Origin of the sequence: Microcoleus sp. BROC3 (genome assembly GCF_036702515.1) — a bacterium.
Lineage (GTDB): Bacteria > Cyanobacteriota > Cyanobacteriia > Cyanobacteriales > Microcoleaceae > Microcoleus.
Genome location: NZ_JAUBTQ010000020.1, coordinates 41,686 through 63,804, shown reverse-complemented (window position 1 = coordinate 63,804; position 22,119 = coordinate 41,686). Strand labels below are relative to the sequence as shown.

Below are 22,119 nucleotides of genomic sequence, written 5' to 3'. Positions count from 1 at the left end.
TCTTTACTTTGAATTGGTCAGAATTTTTTGCAATTCTTGCCGAGTTTTACCGTCGATTATCTCTTTGCCAACATTGGGTTTGCTGACATTCACTCGGACAAAATCAATACCGTCTTTTTCGGTAAACTTCCGATCGCCATCCGAGTCTTTTCTAATAGTGAGAAAAATTCCGCCGCTATTTTCATCAAATACCCAACTCATTAACTGGGTATCGGGCGGAGTTATTGCCTGAAGCGATTTGCCTCCCAAGTTAGATAAATATCCAATAATTGCGTCCGCCCTGTCAAGTTTGCCATCAGCATTTGTATCGCTATCTATGATATGAAATAACAGCAACTGATTCTGAGGCTTGCTGGATACTTTCTTGGAGCGATTTTGCTTTGGTTGATTTGTTTGTACATTTCCCTCGCTTGGATTTTCGGGTTCTTGTTTACCTAACAAATATTCAAATTTGGATATTAACGCTTTTCTGTTTAATAAAATATTAGATTGTCCGCTATTTTTGTTATAAAAAATCATATTATAACCAACTATCCCGCTGCCTCTAGACTCTTCATAAGAATCGTATAGTGGTGATACAGTGGGAAATCCCGCTTGTTTTTCATCGCCAGATAAAGTAACGGGAATCATCATATATTCTGATTCATAGTCAAATATCAAACCGCCGTAACCTACCTGCAACAATGTTGGCTTTTCTGCAACCTTTTGTGCTTGAGTTACTGTCGTAGTTGAACTGCATGATAGGGCAACAGCTAATAAGACAAATGCAGCAGACATCTTGCGTAAAATCTGATGAGTCACCATAATTTTTTACCTTTGAGATAGATAGTTATTTGGATTTTATTCTAGTTATCGTGTCTACATCATTCATACAGATTTGTAGGGGTAGTGCCAAGAGTTCCTACCCCCGATCTGGGCAACCACGGGGGGATTGCCCCTATTTTATACGAATTCGCGCGGATCTGTGACGTGACCAGTCAGCGCAGACGCCGCCGCCGTGTAAGGCGAAGCTAGATAAACTTGCGCTTCTTTGTTCCCCATCCGACCGGGAAAATTGCGGTTAGTTGTAGACACGCAAATTTCCGGTTCGTTCATCCGCCCGAAAGTATCTTTCGGCCCGCCCAAACAAGCGGCGCAAGAAGGCGCTGCGGGTTCGATGCAGCCGGCAGCTAAGAAGATTTCCGAAAGTGTTTGACCTTCGTATTTTGTGACAAACAAATCTTCGTAAACTTTCTGAGTTGCTGGTACTAAATAAGTCGGAACTTTGACTTGATTTCCTTTCAGAATGCGGGCGGCATTCAGGAAGTCGGAGGTTTTGCCGCCGGTGCAGGAACCGATGTAAACTCGATCGATTTTGACATCGCGGCAGTTGCGGGCTAACTCGCGGTTGTCCGGGGAGTGCGGTTTGGCGACGACTGGTTCTAATTTGCTGACATCGTAGGTGCGATCGCTATAAAACTTAGCATCCCCATCGCTGTAAAATGAATCGAAGGGTTTGTCAGTCCGCGAAGTAACGTAATCAAACGTAGTTTTGTCGGGCGCAACCGTGCCGTTTTTACCGCCAGCTTCAATCACCATATTGCACAGCGTCATCCGTTCTTCCATCGTCAAACGCTCAACTGTATCGCCGGCAAATTCCATCGTCCGGTAGTTAGCACCAGCCACGCTAATATCACCAATAATCTGCAAAATCAGGTCTTTTGCTAACAAATAATCCGGCAGTTCGCCGTTGAGTACAAAGCGCATCGTCGCCGGAACTTTAATCAGCAATTTGCCGGTTCCCATGATAAAAGCCGCGTCTGTATTGCCGATACCGGTGGCAAATTGTCCGAAAGCGCCGGCATTGCAGGTGTGGGAATCGGTGCCGAAGAGCACTTCGCCCGGTCGCGTGTGGCCTTCTTGTGCTAGGGCGATGTGGCAAACTCCTTTATAGTCGGGGTTGGCTTTGAAGTCCGATCGATCCGTGATGTCGTAAAAGTATTTTATCCCTTGTTCGGCGGCAAAATCGCGGAGAATATCGACGTTGCGGTTAGCGCGTTCGTCGTTGGTGAAAATGTAGTGGTCGGGAATGAGGACGATTTTGTCGGGGTTCCAGACTTTAGCATTCTCACCGAATTCGCGTTTGAAAACGCCGATGGTGCCGGGCCCGCAGACATCGTGGGTCATCAACACGTCTGTTTCTACCCAAATATTTTCTCCGGGCTCAACTTTAGTGCGGCCTGATGCTTTAGCTAAGATTTTTTCGGTCAGGGTCATTCCCATAGTGCGATCGCTCTTTTTTATTAGATGCTACATAGTGTATTGTAAGCGAAACATTATCTTAAAATAGAAATTATCAGGTTTCAAAAATCGGGAGTAATGACGATGACCTTGCTGACGTTACCCCTACAAGTTAATCTCGATCGCGTTCAATTTACCGATGAGCAGTTTTATCAACTCTGTCTCAGTAATCCTGAATTGACGATCGAGCGCGATGCTAAAGGAAGGTTAATTGTGATGTCTCCAGTTGGCGGCGATAGCGGTAGTCGCGAGATGGCTATCGGCGGTGAAGTTTATATTTGGAATCGCAAAACCCAACTAGGTAAGGTGTTTAGTTCTTCCACGCTATTCAAATTGCCCGGTGGAGGATCTCGTTCTCCTGATGTAGCATGGGTGGAATTGTCTCGCTGGGAAGCACTGACTCCAGAACAACGACAGAAATTTCCCCCCATCGCGCCGGATTTTGTCATTGAACTGCGATCGCGATCGGATAATCTGCAAACCTTACAAGATAAAATGCTGGAATACCTGCAAAGTGGGGTGCGCTTGAGTTGGTTGTTTAATCCACAGAATCAGCAGGTAGAAATTTATCGACAGGGACAAACAAAAGAGGTTCGCTCTTTACCAACACAACTTTCTGGAGAAGATGTTTTACCTGGATTTGTGCTGGAATTTCCATTGTTTACCGACTGAACGAAATGTCGATGGCAGCGACTATTACAAAATTATGCGTAATGTTATGCGTTGTTAAATAATCATAAGTGACGAGCGGGATGTAAAGTATATTAAACATCTACCTAATTTAAACATTCAGTTTGGACGAAAGCAGAATTTTGTAATAATTTTTGGAAAGGTTGATTGGAGGAATTATTATGATTTGTGACAAATTTCGGTTCTATCGTTCAGACTATGCAGAGCTAACATTCAAATGCCAGCAGATTAAGCAGCGTAATGTAAAGTTTTCAAAGTTTCTGAAGCCATATCCTAATCGTTTAATTAGCTTTAACCGATTATTAATTCCTTCCACTGCACCACTGGTCGTGCGATTGTCAAAGTATCCCGTTATTTCACCAAACCAGCGCTTAATCGTTCCCACACTGTTCGCTCTCGTTCGTCTCTGCATCCACCAGCCAAGAGAGCAACTTAAATGTGCCTTCCGACCAGTCTTTTGCCGTCTCAAAGATATTTATAAAAGCCTCTTTCTGTTGATGCCTTGTGACCAGCAATGGTGAAACTTGCTTCACTTCTTCTAACTTTAAGCGCTGTCTCTCTGTCAAGCTCTCCTCGGGCTTAAGAATGGCATACTTGCTTTGTTTTAATGCCTGCTTAACTCGCATTTTCTCCGGTTGGTCTGGCATCGCGAGCGCCGCTTTTTTCTGCTTGATAATTGTCTTGTTTAACTCCTATCCAACCAGCTTCATGACATGGAATCGATCGGCAATGATATTCGCATCAGGCATCATTTTCTGCACCAAGCCTCGATAATTGCCTGACAGGTCAATACTGACTTCAATAATTTGATTAAGCACCGCTTGACCCCATCCTTTCAGGACTTCCTTGATATCTTTATGTTTTCTGGAACAGACAAATCCTACGGGTACACGACGATCTAAATCAACCAAAATTGTAATATAGTTATTCTCACCTTTGTGTAAAGCAATTTCATCCATTCCCAGCCGTTGTAGGCCCGTCAAGTCAATCACCAGTTTTTTGGGGCTAATATACTCAACGATTGACCACACTTCTTCATCGGTTAAATCGTTTTGTTGCCCGACATTATGGAGGTCGCTATGAATCACTTGTTGGACAATCATTTCGGCAAATCGGTCGGTGTGGAGAGCGATGTTTACCGACAAAATCGAGTTCCTCACTAAACGGTTTTCCACAAGTCGTACACTTGAATTGTCGCCGATTTACTTTTAACAATACTAGCCGCCCCATTAGGCTTAAATCTCGCACGTAATACCCATGATTTTGATGCAGATGGGTGCTCGGGATTTGACAGCGGGGACAGACCGCTTTCACCTGATGAGCCTCAACTTCAAGAATGATTTTGTCATCGAAAAGATGGTAGTCTTCAACGTCGATTCCCGGCAAACCTAATAGTTTAGTGAAAAGGGGTTGCATAGATGTCCTATTCTGTAACTAAAGATACATTAGCATAGCAGTTCCGATAGCTCCCAGTTTTTCAACCCAAGGAACCTCCTCATTAGCGCTAGATAATTCGGCTCAATTTCTCGGTGTTCGCAGTGATGCGGCCAACATCTCGCGGCTCGTTTATAGCAGTTCTGAGGGCGATCGGGCTGTGGGCATCAATTCTCTCAGTATTGCTGAAGCAGTGCTAGAACCTAGCAGTATGGCTGCCACGATCGTTGCAGGATTAGGCTTGTTTGCCTTCAAGATTAAGAAACGCCTAGCTAAGGGTTTTTTACAGCGCTAGGTGTTGGAAGCGATCGCATTTTTCCAAAAAGCGCGATCGCCTCCCATGTAGAAATTTATATTTTGCGGATTAAGTAATAAAATTTTTTCCTGACAGAAAGCAACCAGGGTACAAGCCCCCGATAAGTCCCTGGGGTCGCTTTTTTCAATCTCAAATCTCAAATGGATTGACTGTCACTTTATTTTTCGCCGAGCGCTAATCTCTACAATACCCTATACTGCCTTTAACACAAAAATAAAATTTATGCAAGTCACTCGATTATGCGACTGGTAACTAACAGCTAGCGAGTGTTATTAGTTAGTGATTACTTAAGAAAAGCCACTTAAATCAGGGACTGTCAAAAAATTTCAGAGTGCATTTCTACAGTTGTAGACCTCAACAAGAGTGAAATGAGCTAGATACCCGCACTGCAAGGGTATCTTGTTTCGTGATTCTCACCCTGTATGCCAATGGAGATACTTCCCATGAATTCCCAGACACAAAAGCGTCAGCGCGCAGTTATTTTGACATCAGAAGGTATTGATAAATTCCCAGCAGCAAAAGCTGATGCCAAAAGTTACCAAAATTGCTACCAAGATTCTACTCTCGAAGTCGAGAGCGATCGCACTGGCAAGGAACCAGATACTTTAATTAACGTAATAGTCAAACAAATCTTGGATCGGGTAGGGGCGATAGTTGTGGAGATTGCAGGGCAAGTGCAATTCATGACTCAACGGGCAGAAGAACTTTTGAGCCAGTATTTTTTACCCCACATCCCATATTCATTGCCAGAATCCTTACAACATTGGTTCAAGGATCAGATTGCGCGACTCAAGTTCAACGGAGATGTTCCATCTCGCTGTTTACCATTGCACATTCAACAAGCAGGAAGACAGTTGAGCGTCCGTCTGATTCCCGATCCCATCAAGGAGCAATATCTGTTGCTATTGGAGGAAGAAGAACTGCAATCTTTCTCTATTTCCGCCCTGGAATTGCTAGGACTCACCAAACGCGAGGCGGAGGTTTTATTCTGGATTACCAAAGATAAAAGCAATGCAGCAATCGCTAAAGTTCTCGGTTGCAGTGAAGGAACAGTGCGAAAACATCTTGAGCATCTTTACGGGAAACTAAGCGTACAAACCCGGACTGCTGCTGTAATGGTTGCTCTGGAAAAGTTGGGGTTATTAAAAGCCGAATCTGTTGCAATATCTTCATAATCCTATACGCAGATCGTCGTATTGTTGCCCGAGTTGATGTTGAAGAGAATTAGAGCATACACAAAGAAAGCAAACAGCATCACCGCAGTTGCTGTTTGCCTGAAGTATCTAATTGACCACAACTAAAACCTAATTGAAGGCGACAAGATTATGGCAAACCATGAATTGATAGAACTCGACTACGATCCTTTGGAATTCCTAGATGGGGAGGGACTAGCCACCTTGGTTAGTCCAGAAGGTGTTGCGGAAGTAGCCGCAGCAGATCAGGAGATGGCAGCAACTTTAGAACTGCATGAAGCCCTCTCCGGTTGCTTTAACATCATTGGACCGATCGCAATTTGCTATTCCAAAGTTGGCGATGGCTTTAAAGTCTGCCTGAAACTGGCAGGACTTGAGGTAGCCTGCGCCAATATAGGTCTCAATAAGTGCCAGACACTTCAAGGGAATATCCTTTTAGCTAAGGCATCAATTCAAATGTGTTTGCAAGGTAAGTGTCTGACTTATAAAGCACAGGCTTGTTATCGGACGACTCCTTTTTCCTCGTGGAAGTGTGTTTCTAAGAGCGGCACGATTATCTGCTTGTAGCTAGCTTTTTTGCCGGAAACCCCACGCCATACGCCATAAACGCAAGGCTTGGCGCTGGGGTGTAAGCCCAGATTTCTCACGCTACAGGCTTGTGAGAAAAAGCTATGCCAAAAACAGGCCAAATTTGTTGCAATGTCTTCACAATCCTGTACGCGGATCGTCGTATTGTTCGCAAAGTTTATTTGGAAGACTATTAGATTAAACGCTGTTATCCAGCGTTCGATCGCAGCTCGAAAAAAGAGCACAAAATACGGCAACTCACGAGCGATTTTAGTTTGATTCCAACCTACTTTACATTTTAAGGAGATGACATGGATTCCATTAAATTGCAAGCAGCAATCGAGCTAGCGGGTGCCTCTTGGCAAGCTGGCGAAACGAGCATGACTCAGCTTTCAGATGCCGAAAAGCAACTGCGCCTCGGTTATACGCCTGGGCCTAACGAACCATCTTTTGAAGAACAAGAGCAGATTGCCAAGATCAATCAGGAAGTCTTTAAGTCGGCACAGATTAAAGGCGAGACAGCAGGCTATCCCGCTAGCTTCGATATGCGGACAGGTGGATTTGTGACATCAGTCAAAGACCAAGGTTCTTGCGGTTCTTGTGTGGCGTTTGGTACTGTGGCAACGATCGAAACCACCATTCGCCGCATTCGCAACAATCCGGCGCTGGCGATCGATTTATCCGAAGCTCACTTGTTCTACTGCTATGCCCGCGCCCTAGGACGTAACTGCGGGAACGGTTGGTGGGTGCCACCCTCAATGGATTCTGCCAAAACAGGACTCGCCATCGAAGCTTCTTACCCTTACACCGCAGCCGATCAAAATTGCAGCAACCTCGCGAGTAACTGGCAAAGTAGCGCCGTTAAAATTAGCGGGTGGCATGAGATTAAATCGATCGCAGATATGAAGGAATGGCTTTCCACTCGCGGCGCGTTGGTAGCTTGCTTCACTGTCTACACAGATTTCTTCGCTTACAAAAGCGGCATTTATCGCATGGTTAGCGGCAAGGTTGAGGGTGGTCACTGTGTCTCGATCGTGGGTTACAACGACACCGAAGGCTATTGGATTGCCAAAAATAGCTGGGGACAGAACTTTGGTGAGAATGGCTTTTTCCGCATCGCTTACGGGCAGTGCGGGATTGACTCCAGTATGTTCGCGGTGGATGGCATCGTTGAAACCGGCTGGTTGTCAAATGTGAAAATTCTCGGACTCTGGACAAATAATGCCGATCGCAATGCTTATGTCTATGTCAGCGAAGGCATCGGCTGGAGAAAACTCTCTGATGCTAGCGATGAAACAAACCTGGATATGTTGATTCAGCTTGCTGCGTCTAAAGCCGGCGATCGTGCAGTCAGCCTCTATCAAGAGAACGGGATCATCAAAGAAATTTACGCCTGGTAATTTACGCCTGGTAAAAAACAGCAGACTTGAGACGATCGTCCAAAATCCCAAGTCCAACAATTAACGATACGCTTCTAGAGATTAAGGAACGACCATGACTTATTCCAGCAATCCAGCCGGTTCACCTGATGAGGTTTGTCTGCCTTGTCAGGCGATCGTACAACCCTTCAACCCCAATACCAAGGAAATAAAAATGGAAGCCTACCCCACCCAAGAACCTCCCGTTCAAGCTGCGAAGCAAACCGCAAGTCAAGAAGAGCGTCCCACCTTCGATCCCCCCGCTCAAAATGCTGTTAGTCAAGGCAACACAGCTTGGCAAACTGATAAAAAGGTACTGGGACTGTGGACAAACAGCTCAACTCGTAACGCTTATATGTATGTGGATCAGATTGGTTGGCGCAAATTTGCCGATAATTCTGACTCTGCGATCGTTGCCTTCAACGTCATTGCAGCCCATGCTAAAGTGTTAGCTAAACCCGTCCAATACTATGAAGAAGCCGACAACAAAGTATCCACCCTTTACGTTTGGTAAAGCTTGATTGTCGCCGACTCTCCCAGTTTATGCCGCGCTGGAATCAAAGATTTTGCATCTAGTATGTTGACGGTTGATGGTTCAACTTCAAGGTTCACCATGCAACCGTCAACCGCCACCCAGCCAATTCCGCTTCTAGCGCGACTAAACTTGGCGATCGCTGTTTCTTTTGTACATAAATATGTTTTTAGCCTTAATCCTTTCGACCTATTTAGTATCCTTTACCCCCCTGTCTCCTAACATTGCTTCACATACTCGCACAACATCTCCTCCAGTGCCGACCGCACAGCCAAAACAGCAATCTATACAGCTACCTCCATCACCCCATACATTACAATCTATGTCTGAAGTAACTTTATCTCAAGCCGATAGTGGTACAGTTTTAACCCTCAAGCGCGGACAGACACTCATACTTCGTTTAGACGAAAATTCAACAACAGGCTACCGCTGGTCTCTGCCCGCCTTAGATACAGAAGTTTTACAATTCAAAAGTGACGACATTAATCTGCCTAGTAATACAGGGATAGGTGGTGGCGGGCAGCGCGTGTTCACCTTTCAAGCAAACAATCCCGGTCGAGTAAAATTACAACTAAAAAACTTGCGTGAGTGGGTTGGTGAGGAATCAACCATTGAGGAATTTCAAATCACTGTTCAAGTCTCCGAATAGCAACACTTCTGACAGTTTCATGGCTTACGCATCTGAGGCTAAGCAGCAGCTTGTTGGGGGGTGAGTAGCATTTAGTCGGCTTGACCAGTTTGACTGAGTTTGCCCCCATGAAGCGCACCAAATCTCAAATATCCAGTTTTGCTAAGCCCAAATACCGAACACCTTCTGGCGTCACGTCAAACCGGCAAGGCAAAACTTCGACACCTTCATTCATAGCCTGTCTGAACAATTCTCCGTAAAGGCGATCGGCACTGTCCCCGGGAGCAAAATCAGTACAATCCCCGCGATTAATAAAATACAGCATTACAGCCCTCGAACCCTGCCGCACCACTTCCATCAATTCCTTCAAATGTTTCTGTCCTCTTTCTGTGACTGTATCGGGAAATAAAGCCAAGTTTTCTTTTGCCCAAGTTGTATTTTTAACTTCTAGAAAAATTGGTTTAGTATCGCCAGTCAACCAAAAATCTACTCGGCTTTTTTTGTCTAGCCCGTAAACTACTTCTGGTTGAATTAAACTGTAATTACCCAACTCGGGAAACAAACCTAATTCCAAAGCTAATTTAACTACTCGATTTGGCAGCCCAGTATTAACTCCCACCCAAGTTGGCACAGTGTCGCAAACTTTAATTAATTCCCAAGTATAAGCTAACTTGCGTTTAGGATTGTCGCTGGGAGATACTAGCACTGGATTGCCGGGAATGCAAACACCAGTCATCGGGCCGGTATTCGGACAGTGCGCGGTGATTATTTCTCCCGAATCTAGTTCGATTTCGGCAAAAAATCGCTTGTACCGCTTGATGAGAATTCCTGGTACAAGAGGAGGATATTTGTAAATTAAGTTATTCATTACTCATTAGTCATTGGTCATTAGTCATCGGTCATTAGTCATAAGAAATCTGGTTCGCTATGCCTCTTTTTTTTTCTCTTAGAGAGGGACGATAGTTTGTGCCACCGCAAATTCTCTTCGCCGGAAAACACGGTTATCAAATCCAGTTGTCCGATGTCTTTCTTAACTAATTGATTTAGTCACTCAAAGGCTAACTTTGCTGACCTTTCATCAACTGTTTCATCTGCGATTTAAAGGCTTCCACCAGTTCGGGACTGGCTTGAGTTTTTTGCCAAGAAGCGCGGGAATTTAGCCGATCGCCCCAAGCCTGCAAATTGGGGTATTTTTCCAAAGACACGCCTAACTCGGGCAGCCAAGGCACGGAAACTCCTGCCACAACATCGGCGAGGGTAATGCCGCTGCTGCTGCCAAAAAAAGGTCGATCGCCCAATAAATCCTCAAAAAACCTCAGTACCGCCGCCACTTGCTGTCGAGCTTGTTCCAACTTTTCCGGGTCGCCCGCGCCACCGAAAGTCTGGCGTACCAAGGGACTCATTGCGGGTGACAATTCGTTGACTGTTACCATTTGGACCATTCGGACGATCGCTCTTTCTTTAGCATCCTCCGGTAGCAGTGCAGGCGCGGAATACTTAGCTTCCAGATAATCAAGAATTGCCAGCGTTTCTATTAAATGAAAATCCCCATCAGCTAAAACAGGAACGTGGTGAAAAGGGCTAATTCTCAGAAAATCAGGCTGAAATTGATCGCCATTTAATTTGAGCGCTACTAATTCAAACGGAATCTCTTTTTCCAGCAAAGCAATCCAGACGCGGCGAGCGTTAGTGGACAGCGGATTGTAATAAAGTTTCAGCACAGTCAAATCTCCTAACAGTTAAATTGCTAAAATTTCGTGAGTTGCTAGAGCGAATTAACGCCAAAAAATCATAGCACGAAACACAGGCACGCAGATCAAAATTTGTTGTAGGGACTTTAGCCATGTAGCGCAATCGCACCTTAGCCCTGAATTCCTCGCTATAAACATAGCCATTACGAGTTCAATCTTTTTTTCATGTCCTTAGCAGCTAAAGCATAACTTGCATCAGCGCCATCTACAAAATACACTTGTCTGCCGCATTCAAACACCAAACAAGCCATCAACGCCCTGTCAAAAACCTGCCAACCGTAAACCAAGTTATATCGTTTCCAGTGGCACTTCTTATGATACCGATGACACCGCCAGTGCCCCGTGTCCCTATTCCAATTAATTGTAGGGAAACGGCGATGCCGTTTCCTGACTGTGGGTAATATTAATTCCTATGTTACCGGAGTTGCTATTATTTTGCCTCTATATATTTATAGATCAATATTAGTTGAATCTTAAAAAATCGGCGTTGCACATTTAGGGTAGGCTCAACAGATATACTCAACTAACAAAACCTATAATTTGTCCGGACTGTCAGTCCACCCATATCACTAAAAATGGCTGAAAAAAGAGGGAAACAAAACCATATTTGTCAGTCCTGCGGGACTTACGCATCGGAACTCAGAAACCCGGTTTTTTACTGAATCTGCGGTCTACAACGGGTATTTGCATAAAAAACCCAGTTTCTCAACAATCGTGCTATTGTGCCGTGCGATCGCGCTCGTGGACGATCAACAATAAAATTGGTTTGATTGCTGGTAATTGACCGGATGTAATATTTACAATACAAGTCCTGTGAGGGCGATCGCCCTCACAGGAATCAGATATTTTCAAACCTCACCCACTTACACCATAGCCGGAGCACCAACAACCTCACCCTTCAACATCCGAGAAGCAGCATCAAGCAATTGCTCCTCCAAATAAGGCTTGGTAAAATAGCCTTTCGCACCCAAACTGTAAGCCATTTGGCGGTGTCTATCAGCACCGCGAGAAGTTAGCATCGCGATCGGCAACTCGCACAAAACCGCATCCTTCTGCATCCGAGAAAGCAGCTCCAAACCGTCCATTCTCGGCATCTCAATATCGCAGAACACGATATCGCAAGGCAAACCAGATTTCATCTTTTCCCAAGCTTCCTTACCGTCGCGAGCTTCTTCAACCCGGTAGCCAGCTTTCTCAAAAGTAATCGAAAGCAGCGATCGCACCGTAATCGAATCATCCACAATCAGCACAGTCGGCTCAGTCTTCTCAGTTTCCGCCTCCTTAGTGGCCTTCTCGGTCTCATCCCACAGCGTACCGCCAGCTTCCTTCCGCAGCCTTCCCGTAGCCAAATCGATCAGTTCCAGAACATCCGCAATCGCGACGATCCGGCCGTCCCCGAGCACCGTAGCACCCGCAATCCCGATCGGCTTGGGCACAGGCCCCTCCAACTGCTTGATCACGATTTCCTGTTCCGTCGAAACCTGATCCACCTGCACCGCCAAGAAATTGCCAGCAGACCGCAGCACGATCACCGAAATCATGTCATCGTCAGTATTAAACCCGTAAACGCTGCCCCGGCCCAAATGGCGGTTGTAAGCCAGCAAATCGCGCAGCGGCCGGAACGGCAAAATCGAACCCCGCCACTCAATGCAGGGTAAACCGTCATCCCCCGTCGTCACCTGATCCCGAGGCACGTCGATCATATCCTCCACTCCGTCCATCGGGAAAGCAATCCGAGCCCGATCGCTAATGCAAGTCAGAGCCTTAGAAATGCTCAACACCAGAGGTAAACGGATAGTAAACACAGTCCCCTTGGCGATCGTCGAATCAATCCCCACCGTCCCCCGAATCTCGTGCAAACAAGTCCGCACCACATCCATACCGACCCCGCGGCCGGCGTACTCCGTCGCCTGTTCCTGAGTGCTGAAACCGGGCATAAACAGCAAATCGTAAACTTCCGATCGAGACATCCTCTGAGCCTGAGCCGCCGTCAGCAAACCCTGCTTGATCGCCTTCGCCTTCACCTTTTGCGGGTCAATTCCGGCCCCGTCGTCAGAAACCGAAATCACCGTTTGATTCCCTTGGTGGAAAGCCCGAATCGTAATCCTGCCCACTGCCGGCTTCCCGGCCGCCAGACGCACCTCCGGCGGTTCGATCCCGTGAGTAATCGCATTGTTCACCAAATGAGTCATCGGGTCATAAAGCTGATCCACAATCATCTTGTCGATCAAAATATCCTTACCCTCAACCTGCAACTGAGCCTGCTTCCCGCACTTGATCGCAATTTCCCGCACCGCCCGGAACAGCCTGTCCGTCGTCTCCGCAAACGGCTTCATCCGGGCGCGAGTCAAACCTTCTTGCAGTTGAGTCGTGACTTGGCGCAGTTGGCGAGTCACCTGATCCGCCTCATCCACCAAAAACTCAATGTCCGCCGCCGACTCCCGCACCCGCACGATCAGCTCAATAATCTCCTGAGCCAAACTGTGGAAAGGAGTAAACCTGTCCATTTCCTCCGGTCTCCAGGCACTTTCCCGGGTGTGAGCCGAATCCTCAGAGCGCCAGGCCGATCGGTGTCCCTGGCGGTTTGCCAGCAAAGCAATCTCCAAAAGACTCCGCTCGTAGAAATCCTGAGTCCGCTGGCTCACGTCGCTCAGCAGCGTCACCTGGTGCAGCAAATTATCCAAAAACTGCCGCATCCGTTCTTGGTCTTGCTCCAAACTGTTGCGGTTCACCACCAGTTCCCCCATCAAATTGCTGAGGTTGTCCAGTTGCTTGACCGGCACCCGCATCGTCTGGTCGCCGAACCCGCCCGCGCGGGCATTCCGCCTCGGTCTGTTGAGCGCCGACGACCCGATATTGCCTTCCCCTTGACGGCCGCCGTCCTTGGAATCTTCCAGCAGTTTTTCTAAATCGCCAAATTCGTCATCGCTCCGATCGGCAGCAGCGGGCGGAGCTTTGCTGGCTGTTTTCGGCGGTACCACGTGAATTTCCGGCATAGTTGCGCTCTCGCTGAGGAGTTCTTCGAGATCCGAGAAAACTTCCGTATTTACCGGACTCTGATTTGTTCCCCCAGATGCTGCTATTACAGCGCCAGCGCCACCTGCAATTAACAGCGCTTCTAAATCGTCAAAATTGTCTTCGGCATCCTCACCACCTGATTCGGCACCGCTAAAAAAGTCCGCCAGCGATCCATATTCCGACTCGGACGAATCTTCAGGGGCGGGTAGTTCGTCAGCGTCCCAAAAACCCGTCGTCAGTTCCGAAGTCACCAGAACCTCAGCATCGATCGAATCCAACAAATCATCAAAACCCTCCAACTCTTCGCTCTTGAGAGTCGCCCCGGTTTCGAGAGCTTCGAGCAAATCAGCATCACCGTCAAACATACCATCGAGAGATTCTGCCGACAGCGGCTCTAAATCCCCAGCAGCAAAATCCGTTTCCAGGGCTTCAAACAAATCATCATTACCCTCGGACTCCCCAACAATATCTGTTTCGGGTCGATCGAACAAATCCGCACCCACCCCGTCCAACAAGCCCTCGGGAACTTCGGGCGACAACTCCTGCAAATCAAGAGCCTCCACCTCATCCCCCGGATTTGGCGCATCCGCCGACAGCACCAGCCCTTCGCCAAACATATCTTCCAACAAATCGAAAGCTGCGCCCCCATCAGACTCGACACTGGAAATTTCCGAATCAGGAGGGCCCGACAAGGCCCCAAGTTCAACCGCTGCCAAATCTGCCAAGCCTTCGTCGGAAACAGGCGCAGCATTGTTTGAGAACCAACTCGCCAACTCGCCCTCATCCGGTTCCACACCCGCACTCGGCAATTCTGAATCCCCGTCTAAATTCAGCCAATCCCCATGGACTTGCCCGGAAGCTTCCCCATCATACTCAGTACCCGTAGGTACAGAACCGAACAGCTCAGCCAAATCCGCCGCCTCTCGGGAAGTAGCAGCGAATTGTCCGCGCACAGTCTCCTCATCTCCTGAAATCGGGCCCGAGGTGATATCGCCAAACAGCGCATCTAAATCCGTATCCTCCAGCTCCAGGTTTGCCGGAGGCACTGACTCGTCTTCCATGTCGAAAGCATCTTCTAGCCAATTTTCATCTGCCGAGATATCTAAATCAGAATTTGGTGTCATGTTAAAAAAGCTGCCAATTTCCTCGTTTTGTGTGCTGCGAGCAGCTAAAGATCGATCGCCCCCGCTCTTCCCACCTTCGCCTTCTGAAGACAGGAAACCAGAAGTAATGTCGAACCCCTCGCTCAAATCCGAGTCCTCGCCTAGCTCAGAGAGAAACTCGAAATCATCTATTTCGGATTCAGCGAGCGTGTCGGCATCCCCTGAATCATTGCCCCCGCCTGCTGCTGGCTCGGAAAATTCTGCCTCGAAAGCGTCAGGATTGAGAGAACCCTCAGAAGCAACTGCCGGGACACCCGCTGCCTCAGATAAGCCTAAATCGCCGAACAAGTCATCCAAATCACCATTCTCCCCAACAACAGCAGAAGTTTGAGCCGCCACTTCGTCCAAAAGCGTACCCAGGGCATCTTCCTCAGCTTCTTGTCCCCTGGCTGGGGCTACCGTGCCGTCTTGCCGCTCCAAACCGCCCCTACCTTTACCCTTTTTAAGCTGTTTGCCAGTTAACTGCTGGCTCAAACCCGCTTTTTCCTGACCTGCGGCCCCGGCCGAACCCTCTGGCTCGCCTCCAAACAGCAAATCCTCCCCAAACAAATTCGTGAGGTCTTCAATCGGCGGCCCCGCGTTGGCTTCCGAATTTTCCTCACCGTATTCGTCAAACAACAAATCAGTAAAATCGCCGGAATTGTCATCCTCTGACTCCAGCATTCCCTCCGCCAGCATTCTAGAAGACTGGGCATAGTCGAGGTCTTCTTCTTCTTCCCAAGCGCCGTCGAGATCCGGGGACTCGCCGTCAAACAAGTCAGCTAAAGTGTTGAGTTCTGCCGCGCCCACTTCCGGGCCGGTGCGGGTCGAGCGCCCCGAAGCACTCGTCTCCAGATCCGATTCTCCGAACCCCGGGGAATCGTCGAACTGGGGCGATCGACCGCTGCTGTAATCATTGGTCTCGCCGGTGTCGAGTTGGTCGAACAGCTCGTCTAGGCTCAGCCCTGAAATAGTCGGCAGGATTTGTTCCCCCGCCGGGGAATCGCCAGATCCGGCCAGATCCCAGGCCGCATCCTCAACAGACACCGCATTTTTCCCCGACGCAACCGGTTGAGCGAATGCCAGCAAATCTTCAAAATCCGTTTCTGGGATTACCACCGCCGGCAGCAGCCCCAGAAGTTTTTCGCTCGGTGCGATCGACCCTTCTCGACCCGAAAGTACCAATTCTTGCGCTTGTTTGATGTCTTTGATGACTGTTGGGGCTAAGGTGCGGTAGGTATTTTCTGGGTTGGCGATCGCCTTTTCTACAACTTCGATCAATTCTATCCAGCCAGGCAGTTCAAATTCCTCCCCCGCCTTTAGCAAGTTCCGACAAATGCTCTTGAGCTGCCGCCTGCTTTCAGACCCCTCGGGCTGTTTGAACTCTTGCAGCATTTCCCGCATCCTCGCCGGCACGTCCGAGTCAAATACTAGCTGCAGGGCGCTTTCTTCTGTTGCTCTGGCATCAGGTGCGTAAACTGACCCCGAGTCCGCAAAGCTCCTCGATGAGCCAAACGCCGCGATTCCCATCCCTGCCATCACTGGTTCGGGTACTGCCACAGGGCTGCTCTCGTCTGCATGGTGTTCTCCGTATCCGACGAGTCCCCCCAAGTGGCCGTTGAGTTCTTCAAATACTGGTTCTAATTCTCGAACCATCTGTTCTCCCAACTCCTCTGTCAGCCCAAAAGGTCCCGACAGTTGCTCTAACAGCCCTTGCAATGTGTCAAAAATTCGCAGGAACAGGGACTCTAGCTGTTGGTCTACTTTAACGCTGCACTCTTTTAAAACTTTAAAACTATCTTCTAGTCGGTGAGCTGTTTGCTGAATGCTGGTCAGCCCCAGCATTGCTGCTCCTCCTTTAACAGAGTGAGCGGCCCTAAATACTTCGTTGACCAATTCTGGGTCTTCGATCGTAGTTTGCAGATTCAGCAAGCCTTGTTCGATCGTATTGAGGTGGTCTTTTGCCTCCTCAATAAAGTATCCCATTATCCTCTGTTGTTGCTCCGGCAGCATAGTTTTATTCCTGATTTTAAGCGTTATTGTATTGGGTCTATGTTAGTAGTTCTAGAGAAGTTCTTTGTAGATCTCGCCCCTTGCCAAGAGAATAATCTGACTGCGAGATATGGCAGATATCCTGGCTATTTTTGCTTTCGATATGCCCTCACTTAAAAGATAGCGAATCTCCTGCACCTGTTCGGGTTTGAGTTTGCAGTTGACAGATGGAATGAAAAAAAAGCGGTTTTTTTCGCTTGGCATCGCGGGAGTTATCGGCCGGGGTTCCTTCCCATAAATGGTCGGGATTGACACAGCCGCGATCGTCGCAACTGTGGCCAGCAAAAGAACCGGGTTTGACAGGCCGTCCAAGTTTGTGTTCCAGTACCAGTCTGCGCGGATAGAAACTTTGATTTTTCCCGTTAATCTTGATAGTTTTCACCGAGCAACCATCACTTCTGTTAGCCCAGGTACAAACCATGCAGCCATTGGGCTGTATTTGGGCCCGAATGCCGGGAATTATTTCTATGCCTCGCAGTTGTTTTTGAGGTTGAGGGGCCGATGTACTTCCGACATCTTTCATCCGTCCTTTTATCAACCTGTCTTGAGAATTCTCTAGCCTAGAACCTTCCCATAAATGGTTAGGATTTATGCAGTTACGGATATCGCAAATATGGCAAGCAAGGTATTCTGGTCTAATCGGACTATCTAAGCTATTTTCTAATACCAAGCAGTGGACAGTCAGCCTTTTCCGTTCACCATTTATCCGAAATCTTTTATTGGCATATCCCCGGTTGTTTTTTGAGAGAGTAATCGTATAGCCCGTCGGCTGAACTTCACCAAAGATGCCAGGAATGACCTCTACTATGTTATCCTCCATCTGTGCAACTCCTACTTTTTTTTAGGTGTTGAATTAGCATCCCCGCAGCGGTTTCAAAACTGCGAGGTAGCTTTTTGTCTGCCATCATTGCCACACTAATGTGCTTGTAAATCAACCGATTAAAAAGCATTAGACAATTAATTATTGTCTTTCTGCTGTTTCTACTCGGAATCGTTCTACTGATGTCAAAAGGTCGCGAGCAACGCCTACCAAATTTTGCAAAGCACCGGAAACTCGCTGTGCTTCTTGGGATGTTTCCTGAGCCGTTAATTCCACTGCTTGCATAACAGAAGCTACGGCGCGAGCTGTTTCGTTTTGCTCTACAGTGTCGGCAGTAATCGATCGCACTAGCACGTCTATTCGATTAGTTACTTGAATGATATCTTCAAGCGATCGCTTCGCTTGTTCTGCCAATCTTGTCCCCTCAATAACCTGCTGCGTACCTTCTTCCATCGCCGTCATTACCGCGCCGGTTTCGCTTTGAATTTGCATCACGATCTGTTCGATTTCTTTCAAAGACTTAGCCGATCTGTCTGCCAATTGTCGCACTTCGTCTGCCACGATCGCAAATCCTCTGCCCGCTTCCCCAGCCCTTGCGGCTTCAATACTAGCATTGAGGGCCAACAAATTCGTCCGCGAGGCGATCGTCGCAATTAAAGCCACAATCTTAGAAATTTCTTGAGAAGCTTCTGCCAACCTCTTGACTTTTCTCGTGGTTTCTGCTACTGTTTCGCGAATTTCCAAAATCCCCGCCACCGTCCGCTCCACAGCCTCGCCCCCTTTTAAAGCCGTTGCCGCCGCGCCCCTGGCCACTTCTTCGGCCTCTCTAGCGCTCTCTGCGACCCGCTGAATCGCGTCTGTGAGGACTTGCACCGAATTCAGGGTTGCCGCCAGTTCCTCAGCTTGCCGCAGCGCGTCTGAAGACAAATCGCCCGCAAACTTGGCACTATCCGTAGCGCCTTTGCTGACCTCCCGAGCCGCCTGCTTCACCTGATGGACGATTTCGCGCAGATTTTGAATTGTCAAGTTAAACGAGTCAGCAACAGCACCCAAAACGTCTGCTGTCACTTCCGCAGTCACCGTCAAGTCACCCCGGGCCGCTCCTTCCACGTCGTCTAGCAAGCGGATCACTTGGCGCTGCAAGTCTTCTTTTGCCTGTTCCTGCTCGTCAGACTTGCGCCTGGTATCGCTAATCGTCGTTTGGATGACCTTCGCCATGTGGTTGAATTTAGCAGCCATTTTGCCAAATTCATCTTCCGAGTAAACCGTAGCGCGAGCATCCAAAGTTCCTTGAGATACGGCATCGAACTGAGCTTGCAAATTGTCCGAGGACTTGCGCACCTGCTTGGCGATCAACTGGCCGATGCCCCAAGAAGTTAAAAAGCTCGTACAGCCTGCGGCTGCGGTCATTACCCAGCCTGTTTGGCGCAGGTAAACGATCGCATCGGGCTTGCTCGCCTCCGGCTTGTCTTGCTGCTGCAGAGCCTGATAAGAGGCGATGTTGGTGACGAAAGCCACAGCTACCAGAGAAACCAGTCCCGCCCCGATTGCCGTGTACAACTGTTTTGTAAACAAAGGGGCATTTTCCAAGAAAGCCAGTCCCCCCTGTTCTACAGTTACCGAAGTATCGAGCGTTTCTATTTCTGTGGGAGCAAAAGTCGGCACCGAGGCATCAGCAGGGCCGTTTATGAGAAATATCTCATCATCCCGAATTGCCGAGCCGTCGCTGTTGTCAAAGTCCAGGCTGCTGCCGGTCGTACCCATCATGCCGCTGCTCGAGTTGCCGAAATTGGTGTTACCTCTAGTCAGGATCGAACTGGTGGCATCTTCTGAGATATCAAAGTCGGGCAAATTGCCCAAATCGTCAAACTCGTCAAATTCGTCTAAAAAGTCGCTGTGTTCTTGAGTGTTCCCAGTTTTTGACGACCAGCCGCTGGTGTTCTTGTCAGACGCCCCGAAAGCTGTCGCTTGTTCATTGTCGTCGAAAGAGAAAGAATCGCTAAAAGCGTCGTCTTCAAAAGCATCTAAGTCGAAGCTGTTTCTAGATCCAAATGCCGGGGGTTCCGAATCGCTGTAACCGTTGCTGTTGGAGGAGGAGCGATCAACCGAATTAAATTGTCCCCGGCTCGACCTTGACGAGTGAGAGTTGGGGACAGCACCTCCCATCAGCAGGGTTTCGTCTTCTGCCAGCGAATAGTTTGACGAGTAGTCCGAGTCGTTATTCGGCTGCTTGTTTTGAGAGCGAGAAGACCCGAAACCCGACATCGGCTCGGCAAAGGGGTCTGCCTCTTCTGCCGGAGGTGCGTTCTGACCGTGATTTTGGCCAGTCTGGGGCGGAGCTTGGTAGTCGTAGTCCGAGTTCCCGTCGAGTTCATCTGGCAAATCGAGCGACCCAAAAGGTTCGGCAAAATTGTCATACGGCCCGGTGGGGGAGTCTAGTTCCTTCGAGTCAAAGGAATTCCCCATTTCAGGGGCTGCAAAACTTTGACCGTTGAGCATCTGAGTTGGAGCTTCTGAAAACAAATCTCCTGAGTAAGGTGCTGGTTTCCCAGACACTTTGCCGCTAGACAAGTCAGCAGCATCAAACCCTGGCTCATCTGAGGCAAAAGGGTCTCCAAAGTCCGAGTCGCTAAACTCGTCCATGTCTAGCGCCTCGGAAGTCTCAGCATAAGCTGCGATCGCGCCACTGTCGCTAGTAAAGGGGTTAGAATGCGAGGCTACATCTTCGCTCGCGTCGGCGCGATTTTCCTGTTCTGGTTCCCACTCCAACCCACTCATGCCCAAGTCTGCCAAGTCCAAGTTTTCCAGATCCTCTGGCGATTGACTCGCATAGGACAGGGAGGGGGAATTTTTTTGAAAAAGTCCCAAATCCGGTTCTTCTAACCCTTCATCAAGAGATAAGTCTGGGTAGAATTCCAATTCAGTTTCAGCAGACAAAGCCTCAAAACTTTCCGTTTGCAGTTCTCCAGATAAAAATTGGTCGGTGTAGTTAATTCCGCTGTGAGCGTGTTCGACCAAACTCGGGTCGTCACTCAGGCCTAGCACAACCGTGTACTGTTCCCGTGCCACCTCGTACTGCTGCAGTCCGTAGGAGTAGATGTGTCCGCACAGCAGGCGAGCGCTGGGGTCTTCGGGAAAATCTTCTACTAATTGATAAACTAGGGCCGCGGCTTCTGAATAGTTGCCAGCCATGTATGCCGCTTCTGCCCGTTGATAGTCCTGCTGAAAGTTGGTACTTGTTGCCATTTGCCGCCCTCTTTAGATTTTAGATTTTAGATTTTAGATTTTAGATTTTTATCTTGAATGTTTAGATGCGCGCCTCAAGTCGTGTGACTGTTGATGGTTAGACCCCAATCGCAAATCGCAAATCGCAAATCTAAAATCGATTTCACGCTGCCCACCGCGCAGAGCGCAGAATTTTTACTTGATCTAGCAGTCGGAGCACTTTCTGAGCTGGTGCACCTAACATCCATTCTCCCCTCAGAAAAGGAATCATGCCGTCTGGTGCATTGTTCTGAGAGTGCAGTTGTTCTACGTCGAGCCAGTCCATCCCCACAATTCGATCGACTGCCAGCCCCAAAATCGTGTCTTGGTCTTCCACAGCCACGATGGGGATTTCGGGTCTGTCTGTGTTCAGAGGTGTTTGGTCTCCCAGAAATTGGCCCAAATCTGCCACCCATATCACTCGTCCTCTCATGTTTAGCGTACCTAAAAGCAAAGAAGAAACGTTGGGGATGGGTGTCATGCGGTCTGGTGACGGCGATAGTACCTCTCTAATCCCTGTTGCCGGCAGTGCGAACTCGTTGCCCGAAGGAACGTAGAACCGCAGGTGCAGTTCGCCTTCGGGAGTTTCTAGTTCTTGGAATTCCGGAGCCTGATCTACGCCTAGTCCTGGTAATATAAAGTCTGGGCTGCCGCTAATCATAATTCTGACACCTGCATTTCTAGCAAATTGTTGACGTTTCCCGCCAAGCCGATCCCGATCGAAACATTGACGGTCAAAACTTTACACAGCCAAGCTTGACACAGCCAAGGGGTGAATGGCGCGACTGCCGGAGGTGCTTGGCAATAAATGTGCTCCGTCAATAATTCGCTGCAATCAATAATTTGCGCGACCTTTGCTGACAAATTGGCTCAAATCGACTGCGAACAATTAATGTGGAACCGTAAAGCTTCACTTTGTACTCCCACCGCCGCTAATTTGGTAAAACTCTGGGCAATTTTTACGATGAATGCTAAACCGCTACTCGGATTAACGACGGGTTTTTGACATTGCTG

19 protein-coding genes and 1 pseudogene are annotated in these 22,119 nt (G+C 48.3%); 7 read left to right on the top strand and 13 right to left on the bottom strand.

Annotated features, from left to right (window positions below):
• Nucleotides 1-3: 3 nt before the first annotated feature.
• Entirely contained in the window at nt 4-804 is an 801-nt protein-coding gene (locus tag QUB30_RS14795) for a hypothetical protein (RefSeq protein ID WP_333334451.1), read from the bottom strand.
• Between the two features lie 138 nt (nt 805-942).
• Nucleotides 943-2,262 carry a 3-isopropylmalate dehydratase large subunit gene (locus tag QUB30_RS14790; RefSeq protein WP_333334449.1) on the bottom strand — a complete coding sequence of 440 codons (1,320 nt, stop codon included), beginning with the start codon at nt 2,260-2,262 and terminating at the stop codon, nt 943-945.
• Nucleotides 2,263-2,364: 102 nt separating this feature from the next.
• On the opposite strand from QUB30_RS14790, the gene QUB30_RS14785 reads away from it, so the two are divergent.
• Nucleotides 2,365-2,952 (top strand): Uma2 family endonuclease, encoded by a 588-nt coding sequence (locus QUB30_RS14785; RefSeq protein ID WP_333334447.1) that lies wholly within the window; start codon nt 2,365-2,367, stop codon nt 2,950-2,952.
• Nucleotides 2,953-3,166: 214 nt separating this feature from the next.
• Here the strand turns inward: QUB30_RS14785 and QUB30_RS14780 are convergent.
• Nucleotides 3,167-4,386 (bottom strand): annotated as a pseudogene (locus tag QUB30_RS14780) (ISL3 family transposase).
• A 178-nt stretch (nt 4,387-4,564) separates the two neighbouring features.
• Here QUB30_RS14780 and QUB30_RS14775 point away from each other — a divergent pair.
• From QUB30_RS14775 to QUB30_RS14750, 6 genes are all read left to right on the top strand, one after another.
• Complete coding sequence (locus QUB30_RS14775) at nt 4,565-4,699, top strand: PEP-CTERM sorting domain-containing protein (RefSeq protein WP_333334445.1); 135 nt, start codon at nt 4,565-4,567, stop codon at nt 4,697-4,699.
• A 464-nt stretch (nt 4,700-5,163) separates the two neighbouring features.
• Nucleotides 5,164-5,895: a helix-turn-helix transcriptional regulator gene (locus tag QUB30_RS14770; protein WP_333334443.1), complete on the top strand. Its 732-nt coding sequence runs from the start codon at nt 5,164-5,166 to the stop codon at nt 5,893-5,895.
• Between the two features lie 150 nt (nt 5,896-6,045).
• On the top strand, nt 6,046-6,480 hold the full coding sequence (locus QUB30_RS14765) for a hypothetical protein (RefSeq protein ID WP_333334441.1): 435 nt from the start codon (nt 6,046-6,048) through the stop codon (nt 6,478-6,480).
• Between the two features lie 311 nt (nt 6,481-6,791).
• Nucleotides 6,792-7,880 carry a C1 family peptidase gene (locus QUB30_RS14760; protein WP_333334439.1) on the top strand — a complete coding sequence of 363 codons (1,089 nt, stop codon included), beginning with the start codon at nt 6,792-6,794 and terminating at the stop codon, nt 7,878-7,880.
• A gap of 94 nt (nt 7,881-7,974) precedes the next feature.
• Nucleotides 7,975-8,412, top strand: coding sequence for a hypothetical protein (locus tag QUB30_RS14755; RefSeq protein ID WP_333334437.1), 438 nt, complete (start codon nt 7,975-7,977; stop codon nt 8,410-8,412).
• A 340-nt stretch (nt 8,413-8,752) separates the two neighbouring features.
• Complete coding sequence (locus QUB30_RS14750; protein WP_333234383.1) at nt 8,753-9,079, top strand: protease inhibitor I42 family protein; 327 nt, start codon at nt 8,753-8,755, stop codon at nt 9,077-9,079.
• A 124-nt stretch (nt 9,080-9,203) separates the two neighbouring features.
• On the opposite strand, the gene sfsA is transcribed toward QUB30_RS14750, so the two are convergent.
• From sfsA to QUB30_RS14705, 10 genes are all read right to left on the bottom strand, one after another.
• On the bottom strand, nt 9,204-9,926 hold the full coding sequence (sfsA, locus tag QUB30_RS14745; RefSeq protein WP_333334435.1) for a DNA/RNA nuclease SfsA: 723 nt from the start codon (nt 9,924-9,926) through the stop codon (nt 9,204-9,206).
• 190 nt (nt 9,927-10,116) lie between these two features.
• Nucleotides 10,117-10,779 (bottom strand): glutathione S-transferase family protein, encoded by a 663-nt coding sequence (locus tag QUB30_RS14740; RefSeq protein WP_333334433.1) that lies wholly within the window; start codon nt 10,777-10,779, stop codon nt 10,117-10,119.
• Between the two features lie 173 nt (nt 10,780-10,952).
• Entirely contained in the window at nt 10,953-11,096 is a 144-nt protein-coding gene (locus QUB30_RS14735) for a DUF3095 family protein (RefSeq protein WP_333334431.1), read from the bottom strand.
• Between the two features lie 430 nt (nt 11,097-11,526).
• Nucleotides 11,527-11,661: a hypothetical protein gene (locus tag QUB30_RS14730; protein ID WP_333334430.1), complete on the bottom strand. Its 135-nt coding sequence runs from the start codon at nt 11,659-11,661 to the stop codon at nt 11,527-11,529.
• An 11-nt stretch (nt 11,662-11,672) separates the two neighbouring features.
• Nucleotides 11,673-16,982: a response regulator gene (locus QUB30_RS14725; protein WP_333334428.1), complete on the bottom strand. Its 5,310-nt coding sequence runs from the start codon at nt 16,980-16,982 to the stop codon at nt 11,673-11,675.
• 51 nt (nt 16,983-17,033) lie between these two features.
• Nucleotides 17,034-17,159 carry a helix-turn-helix domain-containing protein gene (locus QUB30_RS33855; protein ID WP_445300501.1) on the bottom strand — a complete coding sequence of 42 codons (126 nt, stop codon included), beginning with the start codon at nt 17,157-17,159 and terminating at the stop codon, nt 17,034-17,036.
• Nucleotides 17,131-17,841 carry an HNH endonuclease gene (locus tag QUB30_RS14720; protein WP_333334426.1) on the bottom strand — a complete coding sequence of 237 codons (711 nt, stop codon included), beginning with the start codon at nt 17,839-17,841 and terminating at the stop codon, nt 17,131-17,133. Before QUB30_RS14720 ends, QUB30_RS33855 begins: the two co-directional genes overlap by 29 nt.
• Before the next feature lie 141 nt (nt 17,842-17,982).
• On the bottom strand, nt 17,983-21,087 hold the full coding sequence (locus QUB30_RS14715) for a methyl-accepting chemotaxis protein (protein WP_333334424.1): 3,105 nt from the start codon (nt 21,085-21,087) through the stop codon (nt 17,983-17,985).
• Between the two features lie 142 nt (nt 21,088-21,229).
• Complete coding sequence (locus QUB30_RS14710; protein ID WP_333242214.1) at nt 21,230-21,763, bottom strand: chemotaxis protein CheW; 534 nt, start codon at nt 21,761-21,763, stop codon at nt 21,230-21,232.
• A complete protein-coding gene (locus tag QUB30_RS14705; protein WP_333334422.1) occupies nt 21,763-21,969 on the bottom strand; it encodes a hypothetical protein in 207 nt (68 codons plus the stop codon). Before QUB30_RS14705 ends, QUB30_RS14710 begins: the two co-directional genes overlap by 1 nt.
• Nucleotides 21,970-22,119 lie beyond the last annotated feature (150 nt).

Coding starts and splice junctions, on each gene's coding strand:
- QUB30_RS14795 (WP_333334451.1), bottom strand. CDS start 804: ATGGTGACTCATCAGATTTTACGCAAGATGTCTGCTGCATTTGTCTTA.
- QUB30_RS14790 (WP_333334449.1), bottom strand. CDS start 2,262: ATGGGAATGACCCTGACCGAAAAAATCTTAGCTAAAGCATCAGGCCGC.
- QUB30_RS14785 (WP_333334447.1), top strand. CDS start 2,365: ATGACCTTGCTGACGTTACCCCTACAAGTTAATCTCGATCGCGTTCAA.
- QUB30_RS14770 (WP_333334443.1), top strand. CDS start 5,164: ATGAATTCCCAGACACAAAAGCGTCAGCGCGCAGTTATTTTGACATCA.
- QUB30_RS14765 (WP_333334441.1), top strand. CDS start 6,046: ATGGCAAACCATGAATTGATAGAACTCGACTACGATCCTTTGGAATTC.
- QUB30_RS14760 (WP_333334439.1), top strand. CDS start 6,792: ATGGATTCCATTAAATTGCAAGCAGCAATCGAGCTAGCGGGTGCCTCT.
- QUB30_RS14755 (WP_333334437.1), top strand. CDS start 7,975: ATGACTTATTCCAGCAATCCAGCCGGTTCACCTGATGAGGTTTGTCTG.
- QUB30_RS14750 (WP_333234383.1), top strand. CDS start 8,753: ATGTCTGAAGTAACTTTATCTCAAGCCGATAGTGGTACAGTTTTAACC.
- sfsA (WP_333334435.1), bottom strand. CDS start 9,926: ATGAATAACTTAATTTACAAATATCCTCCTCTTGTACCAGGAATTCTC.
- QUB30_RS14725 (WP_333334428.1), bottom strand. CDS start 16,982: ATGCTGCCGGAGCAACAACAGAGGATAATGGGATACTTTATTGAGGAG.
- QUB30_RS14720 (WP_333334426.1), bottom strand. CDS start 17,841: ATGGAGGATAACATAGTAGAGGTCATTCCTGGCATCTTTGGTGAAGTT.
- QUB30_RS14715 (WP_333334424.1), bottom strand. CDS start 21,087: ATGGCAACAAGTACCAACTTTCAGCAGGACTATCAACGGGCAGAAGCG.